This window comes from Amycolatopsis sp. lyj-108 (genome assembly GCF_046549005.1).
In the GTDB taxonomy this organism is placed as follows: domain Bacteria; phylum Actinomycetota; class Actinomycetes; order Mycobacteriales; family Pseudonocardiaceae; genus Amycolatopsis.
This window is the reverse complement of sequence record NZ_JAJPWQ010000013.1, coordinates 271431-285195: the sequence shown is the minus strand read 5'-3', so window position 1 is coordinate 285195 and position 13765 is coordinate 271431. Positions and strand designations below refer to the sequence as shown.

14 protein-coding genes and 1 pseudogene are annotated in these 13765 nt (G+C 63.9%); 9 read left to right on the top strand and 6 right to left on the bottom strand.

The window, feature by feature from the left end:
• Nucleotides 1–137: 137 nt before the first annotated feature.
• Both ACLJO0_RS36965 and ACLJO0_RS36960 read right to left on the bottom strand, forming a co-directional pair.
• A complete protein-coding gene (locus ACLJO0_RS36965; RefSeq protein WP_410583932.1) occupies nt 138–698 on the bottom strand; it encodes an NYN domain-containing protein in 561 nt (186 codons plus the stop codon).
• A 133-nt stretch (nt 699–831) separates the two neighbouring features.
• Nucleotides 832–2064: a DNA sulfur modification protein DndB gene (locus ACLJO0_RS36960; RefSeq protein WP_410583930.1), complete on the bottom strand. Its 1233-nt coding sequence runs from the start codon at nt 2062–2064 to the stop codon at nt 832–834.
• Between the two features lie 297 nt (nt 2065–2361).
• Between ACLJO0_RS36960 and ACLJO0_RS36955 the strand changes: the two genes are divergently transcribed.
• Complete coding sequence (locus tag ACLJO0_RS36955) at nt 2362–2631, top strand: hypothetical protein (RefSeq protein ID WP_410583928.1); 270 nt, start codon at nt 2362–2364, stop codon at nt 2629–2631.
• Entirely contained in the window at nt 2628–3590 is a 963-nt protein-coding gene (locus ACLJO0_RS36950) for a recombinase family protein (protein ID WP_410583926.1), read from the top strand. Before ACLJO0_RS36955 ends, ACLJO0_RS36950 begins: the two co-directional genes overlap by 4 nt.
• A 96-nt stretch (nt 3591–3686) precedes the next feature.
• On the opposite strand, the gene ACLJO0_RS36945 is transcribed toward ACLJO0_RS36950, so the two are convergent.
• On the bottom strand, nt 3687–3992 hold the full coding sequence (locus tag ACLJO0_RS36945) for a hypothetical protein (RefSeq protein ID WP_410583924.1): 306 nt from the start codon (nt 3990–3992) through the stop codon (nt 3687–3689).
• Nucleotides 3993–4163: 171 nt separating this feature from the next.
• Here ACLJO0_RS36945 and ACLJO0_RS36940 point away from each other — a divergent pair, with 171 nt between their 5' ends.
• The 7 genes and pseudogenes from ACLJO0_RS36940 (at nt 4164) to ACLJO0_RS36910 (ending at nt 10649) form a co-directional block, all read left to right on the top strand.
• Entirely contained in the window at nt 4164–4541 is a 378-nt protein-coding gene (locus ACLJO0_RS36940) for a DUF1524 domain-containing protein (RefSeq protein ID WP_410583922.1), read from the top strand.
• Nucleotides 4538–4834, top strand: a complete 297-nt coding sequence (locus ACLJO0_RS36935) for a hypothetical protein (protein ID WP_410583920.1) — start codon at nt 4538–4540, stop codon at nt 4832–4834. Before ACLJO0_RS36940 ends, ACLJO0_RS36935 begins: the two co-directional genes overlap by 4 nt.
• On the top strand, nt 4800–4952 hold the full coding sequence (locus tag ACLJO0_RS36930) for a hypothetical protein (RefSeq protein WP_410583918.1): 153 nt from the start codon (nt 4800–4802) through the stop codon (nt 4950–4952). Before ACLJO0_RS36935 ends, ACLJO0_RS36930 begins: the two co-directional genes overlap by 35 nt.
• Before the next feature lie 122 nt (nt 4953–5074).
• Nucleotides 5075–5233, top strand: a pseudogene (locus ACLJO0_RS36925) (HNH endonuclease); the annotation flags it as partial.
• Nucleotides 5234–5616: 383 nt separating this feature from the next.
• Nucleotides 5617–6069: a CU044_2847 family protein gene (locus ACLJO0_RS36920; protein ID WP_410583916.1), complete on the top strand. Its 453-nt coding sequence runs from the start codon at nt 5617–5619 to the stop codon at nt 6067–6069.
• A 4-nt stretch (nt 6070–6073) separates the two neighbouring features.
• Entirely contained in the window at nt 6074–10210 is a 4137-nt protein-coding gene (locus ACLJO0_RS36915; RefSeq protein WP_410583914.1) for a trypsin-like peptidase domain-containing protein, read from the top strand.
• A 64-nt stretch (nt 10211–10274) separates the two neighbouring features.
• Nucleotides 10275–10649: an NUDIX hydrolase gene (locus ACLJO0_RS36910; RefSeq protein ID WP_410583912.1), complete on the top strand. Its 375-nt coding sequence runs from the start codon at nt 10275–10277 to the stop codon at nt 10647–10649.
• A gap of 1 nt (nt 10650) precedes the next feature.
• On the opposite strand, the gene ACLJO0_RS36905 is transcribed toward ACLJO0_RS36910, so the two are convergent.
• The 3 genes from ACLJO0_RS36905 to ACLJO0_RS36895 form a co-directional block, all read right to left on the bottom strand.
• Nucleotides 10651–11382, bottom strand: a complete 732-nt coding sequence (locus ACLJO0_RS36905) for a class I SAM-dependent methyltransferase (protein ID WP_410583910.1) — start codon at nt 11380–11382, stop codon at nt 10651–10653.
• Between the two features lie 380 nt (nt 11383–11762).
• Nucleotides 11763–12893 (bottom strand): aldo/keto reductase, encoded by a 1131-nt coding sequence (locus tag ACLJO0_RS36900; RefSeq protein ID WP_410583908.1) that lies wholly within the window; start codon nt 12891–12893, stop codon nt 11763–11765.
• Nucleotides 12890–13744: a hypothetical protein gene (locus ACLJO0_RS36895; protein ID WP_410583906.1), complete on the bottom strand. Its 855-nt coding sequence runs from the start codon at nt 13742–13744 to the stop codon at nt 12890–12892. Before ACLJO0_RS36895 ends, ACLJO0_RS36900 begins: the two co-directional genes overlap by 4 nt.
• Nucleotides 13745–13765 lie beyond the last annotated feature (21 nt).

Here is a 13765-nt window from a genome sequence, read left to right as displayed (position 1 = left end):
ACACCAATTCTGAGCCCGGTGGGCCTGTGGAGTTGGCAGCGGCGCAAATGGTCTGTTGACGCCCGTCGGAATCCGCCGAGACCGATCACTCGGATCCGGTCGGGGCACCAGACGATGACCCGGCCGGATCCGAGTGATCAGGTGGTCGGGGCTGTCCTGGTCAGATGGTCGAAATATGTGTCGAGCTCGACAAACTCGTCAGCGCTGTCGCGGAGTTGATGGCTGACGGCGTGCGACCAGGACACCACACGCACGCGAAGCCCCCGTCCTTGCAGCGACTTGATCGTCGGCAGGAAGTCCCCATCTCCCGCGGCCAAGACAGCGGTGTCGCCGTTGGCGGCCTTCATGTAGGTGAAGGAGTCTTCCATCATCCTGGTGCTCAGGGCGATGTCGACCTGCTTCTCTTTGTTGGTGAAGGTGCTGCGGTCGAACGTTTCGACCTCGAAGTCGGCCTCACGTACACGTTGCCAGATGCTGTCGTTCGCGGGCGGTTTAGAACCGAACAGGACGGATCTGCCGATGTAATCGCCTGGCGGACACAGCAGGCCGTAGAGGCGGCCGAAGTCATAACTCCAAGGCGCGGTCAGTTTCTGGGTGAGCGCCGTCCGGATGTCGGGGGCCAAGCCTGTGCGGACGGCCTGGATGCGCTGGCCCTCGATCCAGATGTTGGAGTTGTCGACGTAGACGTACAGAGTCATGATTTGCTCGCTTTCTGTTGTGTGCTGGACATAGGCAACGCGAATGAGCCGGCGGGTATCAGGTGGAAAGCCTGATACCCGCCGGGTTGCAGCGCGACGATGTAGCGCCTTCGAGCAGGTGTAAAGGGTGAAGTCAGAGCTGGTCGGGCGGGGTGCCGTACCAACTGACGATCACCTTCACGAGGTGGACCAGGTTCTGGGTGCGCATGACCGGTGCAGAGGCGTTGACTTCGAAGTCGGCGCTGGCCGCAGTTTTGCGCCAGATGCTGGTGTCGGAGACCGGGGCGTTCATGTGCGGATCGAGCTTGGTGAAGAAGGCGATGACGTCCTCATCGTCGGCGTCGTGGTTCTCCTTGAGTTCGTGGTAGACCCCGGCCAGGACGCGCAGCATGCCGATCGAGCCGAGCAGTGAGTGCGCGCGCAGGTCCAAGGGCTTGAGAGTGCCTTCGGCGACGGCGGCCAGGTCCTTGAAGCCCTCGGCGAGGCAGTCGAAGTAGCCGTGAACCAGTTCGACCATGACCTCGTCGGCGAGTTCGCGTTCGCGCTGCTTGCCGATCCGGCCGGCCACACCGACGGCGACGCCGCGGGTCAGGTCGGCGACGTGTTTAGCGCCCATCAGGTTGGGGTTCTTGACGGTCATGCGGTCCTGCTCCAGGTCCACCTTGCCCTTGATGAGGGCGTGGCTGACGACCCGGTCCAGGATGCGGTTGGCCACCTTGCTGCTGTCGAAGCGGGCGCGCAGGGCGCTGGAGATGCCCTTGGCGTTGTCGGCCACGTCGACGAACATCTGGCGGGCCAGGACGTTATTGGGCTCGACGTAGATGTCCACTCCGACAGACTCGTCCTCGAGGCGCTTGAGGTGCCCGGCCAACTTATCCCGGGAAGCGGTGAGGTCGGCGATCTTCTCCGGTTTGGTGGTCTTGCTGATCTCCGCGTCGATCTTCTTGATCTGCTCGCCGAGCGACTTGATGATCAGATGCACACCAAGGATGCGGTGCTGCCCGTCCACGTTGGACAGGGGCGAGAGCGCGCCGATCGCCCACGGGATGGTGAGGTAACCGAACCGTCCATCGGTGCCGGGAATCTCCTCGAAGGTGCAGCCACCGTTGTCGCGCGCCAGCAGCGTCGGTGCGACCCAGGATTCGGTCAGGTGGATGTACTCGCCGAAAGACTTGGCGTGACGAGTGTCCACCTTGCGATTGTCGGCATCGGGCTGTTCGGGATCCGGCAGAGGCAGGATCGTATCCAGGCTGGTCAGCGGAATGCGGGTCGTGTAGACGACGCGGCCGCCCTGAGTCGAGCGCTGAGCGATGAACGTGCTTTCGCGACGCGGGCCGCTGATCTTGCTCGTTTCGACAGTGATCATGGTTTACTCCTTGCTTGAGGGTTTTAGATCTAGTTTGTTCCGTTAGATGGCAATCTAGCAGTTTAACTACCCGTTGCGCAACAAGTTCTTAAATCGCCGATTAGGTTGATGATCCGTTGATTAAGGCGCACACGGAGGACCTCGTGATGAAATTTCTCAAAAACGACCGTTTCTGAGAAGGGTCCGCGCGGGCGGCCGGGGTGGCGACGTGAAGGCCAGAATCCTTCTCAAAACCTGTTCTCACCCAAACAGTGGACGGGGGTAGTTTTGAGAAATGTTTGTGAGAAGATTTCGGGCATGGACGGGGACGAGATGCGGCCGCTGCGGGCGGTCGGCGATGAGGAACGTGTCGCGCGGCGGCGGTTCGCGGCGTGGGCACCACGTCGCGCGTTGTTGATGTCGGAGGTCACGTCGTGGCCGGAGTTCGCGCGCTGGATGCGCAGCGAAGCGGTGCTGCCCCCGCGGTGGCCGCTGGTGCGGCTGCCCGCCGGGTTCACCCGGCGCGTGGTCTGGCCGACGATGCGAGCCCTCGGCCAGCGACGCCGAGCCGGATGGTGGCGGCGGTGAGCGCGGCCGAGCCGCTGTCGGACGCCGACGAGGTCGAACGGCACCCGTGCCCGCGCTGCCTGGCCGAGCCGGGCTCGCCGTGCCGGACCCGCTCCGGAGCGGTCGCCGGGACCTACCACACCGCCCGCTTCACCAAAGTGCCGCGACTGGCGAAGAACCTGCGCGTGCCGACCCCCGCCGACCGCGGGCCGGGCCAGCCGTGGCGACCGGGCACCCCACCGCCGGCGCCGATCGCCGCGGACGCCCCGAGCGCGGACATCCGCATCGGCTACGCCCGCTGCTCGCACCTGACCCAGGAACTCCAGTCCCAGCTCGACGCGCTCGCGGGTCACGGCATCCCACGCGACAAGATCTTCGCCGAGAAGATCTCCACCCGGATCAGGGTCCGGCCCAAGTTCGAAGCCGCCCTCACCGCGGCCCGGCAAATCAAGGCCCACGCCCCGCACTGCCGGGTCATCCTCACCGTCTACGAGATGAAACGCCTCGGCCGCGACTCCGCCGAACTGACCGCACTCGCGGATCACCTCACCGCGCACGGGATCCTGCTGGAGATGCTCGCCGGTCCGATCGCCGGGATCTACGACCCGTCCGGCACCGGCCGGATGCTGTTCGCGTTCTTCGCCGCGATGGCCGAAACAGACCGCGAGACCATCCGCGAATCCACATTGGAAGGCCTGAACGCCGCCGCCCGCAAGGGAAACCACGGCGGACGGCCGCCAGTCATCACCGACGACATGCTGCACACCGTGCTCCGCCGCCGCGCAGGCGGCGAATCCCTCGCCGACATCCGGAAGGACCTCATCATCCCCACCGGTAAACGCAAAGGGAACAACCCCAGCCTCGCCAGCATCTACCGGGCCTTGGCCGAGCACGAGCAACGCCAGCGCCACCCCGAGGCTGTCGCGGCCGCGCAGGCCGACTTCGCCGCACTCCGGCTCGACAACGGGGTTCCGGCATGAGCCGCGTGCGGGGCCGAAGCGATCGGCGGCGGGTTCGTCCAGTCGATCCGGCTGACCCGCCGCGATGTTCGTCTGTCGCCCAGACCACCGCGCGGGTCAGCGCCCCCGTGGGACTGGCCAGTCGGTCGGTGGTTGCAGTACGCGGCCACGCAGCATGAGGGATTCCTCGGCGCACTCGCAGTCATGGCAGATCAGCACACCTCTGCCTCCGACCGCGTTCGAGTCCACCATCGCGTCTTCCTCGTCCTCATCCAGCGTCCGGTCGCACCGCGGACAGACCACCGGAACGCGCGGCTCTTCCAAGTCGTAGCCGAGCAGTTCCGAGACGTCAGCGAGGAACCCCGGATCACCATCGGCCAGCTGGATCAGGTGTTCCTCGAACTCGTTGCGTGGTCCAGGCACGTCATCCAGTGAACTCCCACCGTCTCCCCGACCGGTATCACCTGACCAGGGCGATCTGGCAGAGCGGCCTTTGGAGCGAGACGACCACGGCCATAACCACTGCGCTGAGCCAGCATCGTCCCTGGTCAGCCAAATCCGCCCGAAATTCCGCCGAAACTACGGCAACCTCCTATGCCCTACACGCCTACTTGGCAGGTTTCTCGCGTATCCCGGCGGCCCCCCTTCTACGACGACGTCACCGTTACCGACCCCGGCCAGCTGGACGTCGACCACTGGATCCCGCTCGAGCAGATGGCCCGGTCCGGCACCCGCGGCTGGACCCCGGCACAGCGGCAGGCCTACGCCAACGACCCGACGGTGCTGATCGCGGTCACCGCGAAGTCGAACAGGCAGAAGGGAAGCCAGGACCCAGCGCGCTGGCTGCCGGTTCACCGCTGCGAATACGTCCAGGCCTGGGTCGCGATCAAAGCCCGCTACCAGGTCACCATCGACCAGGCCGAGCACGACGCGATCGCCTCCGTCCTGCGCCGCTGCGGTCCGGCCCGATGAGCCGCCCGGCCAAGCTGACTCCGAAAGCGCTCGGCCTGTCCCGGATCGGGACTGGGCTGGGGCCGCGCGACTACGCCTATGCCGGACACGGCTACCGGATCGCACCCGTGACGAACCGGTACTGGCGGCTCAGCACCGTCGGCGGAAAGCAGATCGCCACGGCCAGTACCTGCGCCGACCTGCTCATCGAGCTGGACGAGTTGCTGCGCTCCACCCCTGATCTCGACCACCACGCAAACCCGAACCGAGAGGAAACAGATGAAGATCACCCAACAGGTCCTCGAACGCACTGACCTCGTCGTGCTTGTCGGAGGAGACGGCCTCGTCGAATGGTCGTCCCATCGCTCCCGCGCCGAGGTCGTGGCCATGCTGCGCAAGGTCGCGGACGGCATCGAGCAGGAAACTCTGTGATGCGGACACGAACGACAGCTGTCCCAGATACGGCGAACTCGCACGCAGGACAGGTCCACATGCGACACCCACGCGCGGGTTTCGTCCCTTACAGCAACAGGATTTCGCGAACCTGCGCGCTTCAGGAGAAGGGCGACAAGGCCCCGGACCAGTGGAAACCACCGCTGGTGTCGTACTGGTGCACCTACGCGACCGACTGGGTCATGGTCAAACACGCCTACGCGCTGACGATCACCGTGCCGGAACGGGCCGCGCTCTCGAGCATGCTGGACCGGTGCTGACGCCGCGGTTGTCCGCTCGAGCCTTGAGTCGTGGTAGGGGCCGCGTTCGTTCAGCTTCGCAGCTTCCCTAAGTTGCTTCCCGAGTCCAGTCACGGCTTGCCGGAGGAGCCAACCCCATAGGCGAGGCGAGTGTTCATTGGCATCGCCACGCTCGCCTTCGGCGGCCAAGCAGGTGACGTGGTCGCCTCCCAGGTGTGTGCATCGGTCGAGGCTCTGCGTATCGTTCGTCGACGTCGCCGCCTTCTTCGAAAGTGGGTCATGGGCACTGTCTGTACGGCTGCCGAAGGGCGAAAACAGCGCGATCGCACACGGAGTCGTGATCGTGCCTCCGTTCGCAACATGCGATCGTCGACCATCACGAGTTACTCATCCTGCGCTCGACCGTGTCCACCAGCGCTTCTCATCGAGTTGGGTGGTTGACTGCGGAATTGCCTATCGTGCGCGTCCCGATACCGCTACCCTCTGTCATTGGTCGACTGAGGTATGGGAGGTACCACGTGTCGGACGTCGTTGAGCTGCCCCTTGGCAATGGTGATGTCGTGTATGTCGAGGTTGACGGTGACATAACTGGGGAACCAGGCCGAGTGGGGCGTACGCCCCGGGTTCTTTCGGAGGCTAGTGAGACGTTGCAAGAGGCGTTGCGGCGGACGCGGTCGGCTATTGAGACGACTTTGGGACAGATGCGGGAGTTGGCGGAGCCGCCGGACAAGGTCACGATCAAGTTCGGGGTCAAAGTGACGGCGTCGGCGGGTGTCGTCATCGCCAAAGCGGCGAGTGAGGCGAACTTCGAACTCGCTGTGGAATGGGTTAAGCCGCCCGTGACGGCAACGGCGTAACGCGATGTTTGAGCGATCGGTCGTTCGTGTGTACGGCCCGGACGGCCTGATAGTTGGAACAGGGTTTCTGCTCGGCGGCGGTTTGGTCGCCACCTGCGCTCACGTGGTCGCTCAGGCCAATGAGGGCGATGGCTACGGGCCGCCGCCCTCCAGACCGGTCGTGGTCGACTTCCCGCTAGTTGACGGCGCGCCGAGAGCGTCGGGGGTGATCGTCGGGTGGACACCGATCGGTCCAGACGGCACCGGCGACCTTGCGGTACTGGAACTTGGCATCGTGCCCGAGACCGCGCAACCTGCGCGGTTGGCGACTGCGACGGACACGTGGGACCACGACGTCCGGATTTTGGGGTTCCCGGTCCGGCGGGACGCCGGGATGTGGGTCGCCGGCCGTATTCGTGGCCCCCAGGCAACGGGCTGGACGCAGATCGAGGTTCCGTCCGGGCCCGTGATCTCGCGTGGGTATTCCGGCGGTGCGGTGTGGTCGCAGCAGGAGCATGGGGTCGTCGGGATGGTCGTAGCCTCGGAAAACCCGGGCACGACCGCGTACATGATCCCGTTACCTGCCTTGCTTGACCTGACGCCAGAAATCCGGGCCGCTACGACACCACGTAACCCGTTCCGCGGGCTGGAACAGTTCCGCGAGACCGACGCCGCGTTCTTTCACGGTCGAAGCCGGGAAGCGGCACAACTCGCCGAGTACGTAGCCCACCGGCGCCTCGTTGTCATTGCTGGTGGCTCCGGGAGCGGCAAATCATCACTGGTTCGCGCCACACTGATTCCTGCGGTGCGGAATCAGGACTTCGATGTCGTCGAGATCAGTCCGGCGTCGCTGAGTGCAGCCGGTGACAGGCTGGAACAACTGTTCGATGAGAAGCGGACATCGGCGGAGCGGGTCCTGATCTTCCTCGACCAGTTTGAGGAAGCCGTCGCCGCGGACCCCGCCGCAGCCCGCACGTTGATCGCGGGGTTGGTCAGCAAGCTCGAGGCCGTACGTCGTGTTCCAGGAAAGCCGCCATCTGTCCAGGTGGTCTTGACTCTGCGATCTGCCGACCTCGACGGAGTCTTCACCTCCGAACACGCCGGCCTTCTGCGTGAATGCAGCATTCATCTTCTCCCGATGGGACAGTCCGACCTTCGTGACGTCGTCGTGGAACCGGTACGCGCTGCCGGTCTGATCAAGTTCGAGACAGGGCTACCCGAAGCGATCGTGCGGGACGCGATCGAGGCTCCCGGTCAGCTCCCGCTGGTCGAGTTCGCTTTAACCATGCTCTGGGAACGCCACCAGCATGGCGTGTTGACACACGACGCCTATCAGTCGATCGGCCGAGTTGCAGGCGCCCTTGCCGACTACGCCGATACTGTCTATGAGCATCACCTGCTGACGCCCGAAGACCGGGACCGCGCGCGGCGGCTGTTCCTGCAGCTCGTACGCCCTACAGAGTCGAACACGTTCACCCTCCACCGTGCTGGGATCGACGGTCTCGCACCTGAACTCCAGACGATGGCAGACTTGCTGAGCCGAGACCGCCTTGTGGTCATCCGTGACGGGACGGTCGCGCTCGCACACGAGGCCCTGATTTCGCAGTGGCCGAGGCTGGCCGCCTGGTGTCGGGACGACAGGGAGCACATCACTTGGCGCGACAGGCTCGACACCAGCGTCCGGCTCTGGACTGAGTCAGGCGAAGACAACGGTCGGCTTCTACGGGGCCGTGATCTGGCGATCGCGGACGGGCGCGCGGCGGAACGTCCTGCGGACCTCAGTGCCCAGCAGCGACGTTTCCTCGACGCCAGTAAAGCCGGTCGACGCCGTGGACTGCGGCGCCTCCGGACTGTCACTGCCGTTATTGCCGTGCTCGCGCTAGCCGCCGGCGTCCTGGCTGTCATCACCCAGCAACGTAATCGCGAGCTCGCCTCGATGGTCCGTCGACAAGCCGCGTCAGCGCTCGCTCAGCAGTCCTCGTCGCTGGCGTCGATCGATTTCACCGGGTCCTTGCAGTTCGCTCTCGCGGCGTGGCGCCACGACCCGGCCAACCCCGAGGCGATGTCGGCCATGATGCTGCAACACGCCCGCTTTGACGCCACCGAACGGATTCAGAGGTCTCCGTGGGCCGGCCTCAAGGTCATCGCGGCGGATGACAGTGGAACGAAAGTCGCTACCCAGGACGATACGGGCGCCGTTGTGGTCTGGTCCGATCTGGCGACCACGCATACGGCATCTGCCCCGCTGGGGCAGATGCCCCCCGCACGGGGAATCCTGTTCAGCGGAGACGGAACGACTCTGGCCATGCTCGACGAACGTGGAGGCATCACCGCCTGGAACATTCCCAATAGGACCGGGCCGATCCGGCTCCGCGACGCTGTACCACTTGGCGCGCAGCTTCCGCCGATGATGCCAGTCCGATTCACCTTTTCCGCGGACGGCAGAAAGCTAGCGGCAGAAATAAAAGCAGTCAAGGGTGAAGCTACGCCCGACAACCCGGATCGTATAGAAGTCTACGACACCCGTACTCCAGGCGCGCCCCCCGTGGTAATGGTAGCACCGCGCGAGTTGCCATGGTTTCAACTTGACTATGTGGATAGCGTTCGAAACACCGTGTGGGTTGTCCAGAACGGTGGGACCGGTGTCAAGAAGCGAAACGCCATCCTTGATGTCACCACCGGCCGTCTCGTCTCGACTCTCCCGTCTGGTGTGATCAGTAGGCAAGGCTATGTTGTCGAATGCTTACCCGAGAATGAGCTAGTGGTACACGGTGGAATGCCGATTGCGGAGCGATTTCGCAAGAAGGTGTCCCAGTGCAACAATATATCCGGGCCATCATTCGACAGTTCGGAGGCTTTTTTTGCGGATTTCGATTTTTCGATGATCGACGCGGATATTGAACTTATGACCCTGGTGGATCTAGGGACTGGTCAGGGCTATCAAATTCAGATGGCACCCTATAGCTCATTGAAGCGTTCCGAAGTTCAGAAGGTTCAGAAACCCAGCAGGCCGGCTCTGGCCACTGTCTCGCGCGACAAAGGCGAAATCCGGCTCCTGAACGCTACGTCGACTCTGATTACCCGATACAAGCCAGCTGTACCGAAGGATGACCTCCTGGCTCTCGGCAGAGTCCGGACCGCCGTGACGGTCAATAATGGACGTCTTATCTACGCTGCTTTAGCGAGCGGCGGCCTAGACATGATCGAGCTTCCCGGACAGAAGCGCGTCACCGGCGCTGTTGTCGACACGTTGGCGTCGATCAGGGTAGACGGCCCCTGGCCTCAAACGGCGACTGCTACCGGAAGGTATCTAGTGAGTGCGTGGACGGGAATCGATGGCCTCGGGATGTCAGCCATTTCCATGCCGGACTTCGCGAGTGCTCGCAAAATCAACCTGCGAGGTTCGGCGTTCGATCGCCCAGATAATCTCGGCGCGCAGGTGTCGATAGTGCCGCTTCAGGGCGAAGAGGTCGTCCTTCAGGTCGGCGACATGCTGCAGGTGTGGAACGTGGAGAAGGGGGTCCCTGTGGGCGACGTGTTCAGTCTCCGGGGCGAGTCGCTGTCGGAGGCTGAACCAGGCATCAAGCGGGCACGAATCTCCGCATGGCCGCGCCATCCGGGTAAGATGGTGGCCATCTTCAGTGACCGCGCGGAGATATGGGATATCGCGGCGCGACAGAAGATTAAGTCTACCCTGACGCAAGGTCAGGTTCTCATTGACGACATCACCGTCGCCGAGTCCAGCGTCGACCTTGCCATCCACACGACCGAAGGAATTGAGTCTTGGAACCCCGACGCTGATGACCGAGTGCGACCAGCCCTCCCTATCGGCGCAGGGAAAAGGGGTGTTGGATTCACGTCAGCAGGATACTTTGTAACTGTACCCACCACTTCCGGGGAAGTGGAGATGTGGGATCTCGCCAAGAATAGAAAAATTGGCTCCGTCAACGCTAACTCGGGCTCAACTGAATGGATTATCGATCGAGAGGTAATCTACGGACTTGCCGATGAAGGGTTGCTGACATTGGATACCAACCAAAGTCGGTGGCGAAACGAGCTGTGCGCCAAATTCGACGTCGACTATACGGCGGGGGATAAGGTTGTACTAGAACGCATTCCTGGTGCCGATACGGCGCGACCTTGTCAAATAGAACCGACGTGAATCATTGGCGGAAACGTCGACGTTGCATATGCCTGACTGCCCCGTCTCCATCAAAGGTGTCGTAGTGCGCTCGGGCCGAGTGCTACTTCTGCACAACGAACGCGGCGAATGGGAGCTTCCGGGCGGCCGCCTCGAACTGGGCGAGACCCCGGAGTTCTGCGTTGCCCGCGAGATCTACGAGGAGACGCGGATCAGTGTCGATGTCGTGGAGATCCTCGACTCGTGGATGTACGACATCACCGTGGCGAAGAAGAACGTTTTCATCGTGACCTACGGCTGCCGTGCCGCCACCGATGCTGCGCCTGTCCTGAGCCATGAACACAAGCGTGTCGGCGAGTTCACCGCCGACGAGCTGCCGGGCCTGGTCATGCCGGACGGTTACAAACGCTCGATCGCCGCCTGGTTCACTCGGCTCGGCGCGGGCAATACGGTCGGGTAGGTCAGTCTTGGTCGCTCTCGACATGACGCACCAGCAAGTCAGCAGAGTCGGTGGCCTCAGCCATCGGCGACGACTCTCGCCGAGCCGGGTCGCAGCTCCGCTTCGACGATGTGCGTTCCCAGCTTCCCTGGTTCCGGACCGGTCTCGACTCGTGCGCGGATGTTTCCGAAGCCGTTGCGGCGCAGCAACTCTGCCCACATGTCTGGCTCGAACGACCACCGGTGTATCCATACGGGTTTTCGGCGAATGCGGCGCCGTACATTCCTTGAATTCCGTAGGCTCCGGGAACTGGGGGAGCGTGGGAGAACACCAGCTTTCCATCCGGCGCCAGGCGGTCGCGGATGAGCGGCAGTAGTACTGCGGGGTCGGGAAACCAGAGCGCGCCCCAGATCGAGTAGACGGCGTCCCATCGCCGGTCCGCCGCTGCGAGGAACTCCAGCACGTCGGCATTCTCGAAGTGGGCGCCCGCGACCTTGCCGAAGCGGCTCCGTGCCTGCTCGCACTGCACAGCGGAAAGGTCCACACCGGTCGCGTCGATCCCCTGCCTGGCCAGTGCCGCGACTGCGTCACCACGCCCGCACCCCAGCTCAAGAGTGGTGCGCGGGTCACCGAGAAGTTCGGCCCCGGGACCGTTGCCGCGATACTGAGTCCATCCCAAAGCGTGTGCGGCCTGTTCATCATGGTCAGTGCTGGCCGTGCGCACGTCGTAGCGGTTCCAGTAAGCCGCTGTCATCGGTTGGCGTCGCCGAGTTCGGCGAGACCGGCAGCGCATTTCTCGCTGCGGGACCATCGGATCGGCACGGGCGAAAGCCAGTGAGAGCCCTGGCGGGTCGGCGCTGGGTCGCGACTGGAGACTGTCGGCTTGTTCACGGTGTGGGCGGACACACGCCCTACGCTAGCGACGCGCACCGACAGCTTCTGGTGCCCACGCTCCGCTTCACCTGGTTGTCTGCGCGTTCCGCGGACATGGCCGTTCTCGTCAGTGACGAGACGATGCGCTCGTGCGCGAAGCGAGCAGCGACAACCTCCCTCGACAATCTTCGTCAGGCAGATGGTCTTGGTAGGCGCCCAGCTATCGGCACGACGACGCTGGCCAGTAGCCGTGGCGGTTGTTCAGCGAGGAGGCAAAGGGGCAGGCGTAGTCAGAACGGCCTCGCCCGCTGTGTCGAGGTGGACCTGCACGTCGGCCATGATCTCCCGTGCCGTGGCGATTTCGGCGGCACTCGGCCTCGACCCGAGTGAGCGGAAGTTCATCTCGACCTGATCTGGGGTTGTGAATCCCACGAGCGCGACAGCGTTAGGCGAGCGGTCAAGGCATCCCCAGAGCGCGACTCGGATGAGATCCTCGGTCCGTTGGCCGACGATGGCGCGGACGCGATCGAGTCCCGTGTTGATGGTTTTGAGGGCGTCAGGGGCGAACCAACGTTTACGGAGCCGGTGGTCTCCCTCGCCGAATGCCTGCTGTGCATCGGAGCGACGGGTCCCTGTGAGCAGCCCTTGCCCGAGGGGTTTGCTGATCAGGATGCCGACGTTGTGGTCGTCGGCGAAGGAAAACACGCCTGCCGATCGTGACGTGGGGGTCAGGAGGTTGTCGCGGATCGCCAGGACGTCAGGTCGCACGATGTCGAACAGAGCGCGGAAGCGGGCGATCTTGTCGCCGCGCTGGTCGGGGGTAGTGGTGAAGCGATCCAGCGCGAAGCGGTGCGGACCGCGCATCCCGATAGCTCTGATCAGGCCCTCATCGCGGAACGAGTGCATGGCCTCGATCGCGGGGTACAGCCAGCGGTCGTTGACTCCGAAGTCTGGGTGATGGAGGGCGTAAATGTCGAGGTGGTCGGTCCGAAGGTTGTCCAGTGATTGTTCGAGCTGGCGGCGCATGTGGCGCGGTTCGAAGCCGTGTTCGGCGGTACCGGCGAAGTATCCGACCTTCGATGCGAGCACGATCTCGTGGCGGGGAACCTGTGCGACCAGTCGTCCGAGTAGGCGTTCGGAGCGGCCGTGGCCGTAGACGTCGGCGGTGTCATAGAGGCGGGCGCCGAGTTGCCAGGCTTTTTCCAGCCCGGTGAGGGAGCGTGCTTCGTCGTCGCCGGTCGACCAGCCCATCGGCATACCGAGATTGTTGTCGGAGCCGCCGATGGCCCAGCAGCCGATGCCGATGGCGGGTGCGGTGATACCGGTGGTGCCGAGCTGCCGGGTCGGGATCGGTGAGGGAGTGGGGCGGTCATCAGAGTGGGGTGAGGTCATGCCAGCCTGCTCTGGTCGAGGATGACGGCGAGTTCGTCTTGCACGAAGTCGAATAGTTCGCCGGGCCGTGCGCAGACGAAGACCGGCACGCCTGCGCCGCGGGCACGGGAGTGACTGTAAAGCCCGACGACGGCGATGTCATCGAATCGGTAGAAGCTGAACACGCGATCACCCGGTCGGTAGTACACCTCGATGGGATTGTGGGTGGACCGGCTGAGCGCCTCGTATGCGCGTCGAGTTGATGTGATGCGCTCACGTAGTTCGTCGGGAGTCGCGTCGAAACGGTCGGCCAGGACCGCGACGGTGAGGTCGTCGTCGGGGTCGGCCAGGAACACACGGATTCGGCTGTGGGGCCTGGCGGCGACTTGGGCGAGTTCCCGGGCGTGCATGTTGCGCCAGGTTTGGCCGTAGGCCACGACAATGTCGAGTTCGGTGACCTCGGCGAAGAGCTGTTTCCATTCCAGCTCACCGAGGTAGGTTGAGCCGATCCGGAGGAGGCCCGCAGACGCGAAGTCACGCGTCAGTTGTTGCTGGAGATTGGTTCGCGGTGAAGAGGCTGTGCTCGCGTGAGCTGCCAGGCGAGTCCAGGCGAGGTCCCAGCGGTGATCGGTGGCGGGAATACCACAGGCGCGAACGAGCCCGAGAACTAGAGGCTTGCGTGGTAGTCGACGTCCGGCGAGAGCGTCTTGGACGGTGCTGCGGGGGAGTGCGATGTTGTTGCGATCGCCCCATAGCTCGAGCGCACGGTAGGACGGGTTGCCCGCTCGGAGCCGCACGGCGCGAAGGCATTCAGCGAATTCGGCGACGCTGGCGGCGTTGAGTGGGTCAATGTCGTCTGCTGGTGATGTCATCGATCTCTGTGGTGGGCCGGT

What these genes read in the sequence shown, in the direction of transcription:
- ACLJO0_RS36965 (WP_410583932.1), bottom strand. Translation starts at nt 698, where the DNA reads ATGACTCTGTACGTCTACGTCGACAACTCCAACATCTGGATCGAGGGC.
- ACLJO0_RS36960 (WP_410583930.1), bottom strand. Translation starts at nt 2,064, where the DNA reads ATGATCACTGTCGAAACGAGCAAGATCAGCGGCCCGCGTCGCGAAAGC.
- ACLJO0_RS36955 (WP_410583928.1), top strand. Translation starts at nt 2,362, where the DNA reads ATGGACGGGGACGAGATGCGGCCGCTGCGGGCGGTCGGCGATGAGGAA.
- ACLJO0_RS36940 (WP_410583922.1), top strand. Translation starts at nt 4,164, where the DNA reads ATGCCCTACACGCCTACTTGGCAGGTTTCTCGCGTATCCCGGCGGCCC.
- ACLJO0_RS36935 (WP_410583920.1), top strand. Translation starts at nt 4,538, where the DNA reads ATGAGCCGCCCGGCCAAGCTGACTCCGAAAGCGCTCGGCCTGTCCCGG.
- ACLJO0_RS36930 (WP_410583918.1), top strand. Translation starts at nt 4,800, where the DNA reads ATGAAGATCACCCAACAGGTCCTCGAACGCACTGACCTCGTCGTGCTT.
- ACLJO0_RS36915 (WP_410583914.1), top strand. Translation starts at nt 6,074, where the DNA reads ATGTTTGAGCGATCGGTCGTTCGTGTGTACGGCCCGGACGGCCTGATA.
- ACLJO0_RS36905 (WP_410583910.1), bottom strand. Translation starts at nt 11,382, where the DNA reads ATGACAGCGGCTTACTGGAACCGCTACGACGTGCGCACGGCCAGCACT.
- ACLJO0_RS36900 (WP_410583908.1), bottom strand. Translation starts at nt 12,893, where the DNA reads ATGACCTCACCCCACTCTGATGACCGCCCCACTCCCTCACCGATCCCG.
- ACLJO0_RS36895 (WP_410583906.1), bottom strand. Translation starts at nt 13,744, where the DNA reads ATGACATCACCAGCAGACGACATTGACCCACTCAACGCCGCCAGCGTC.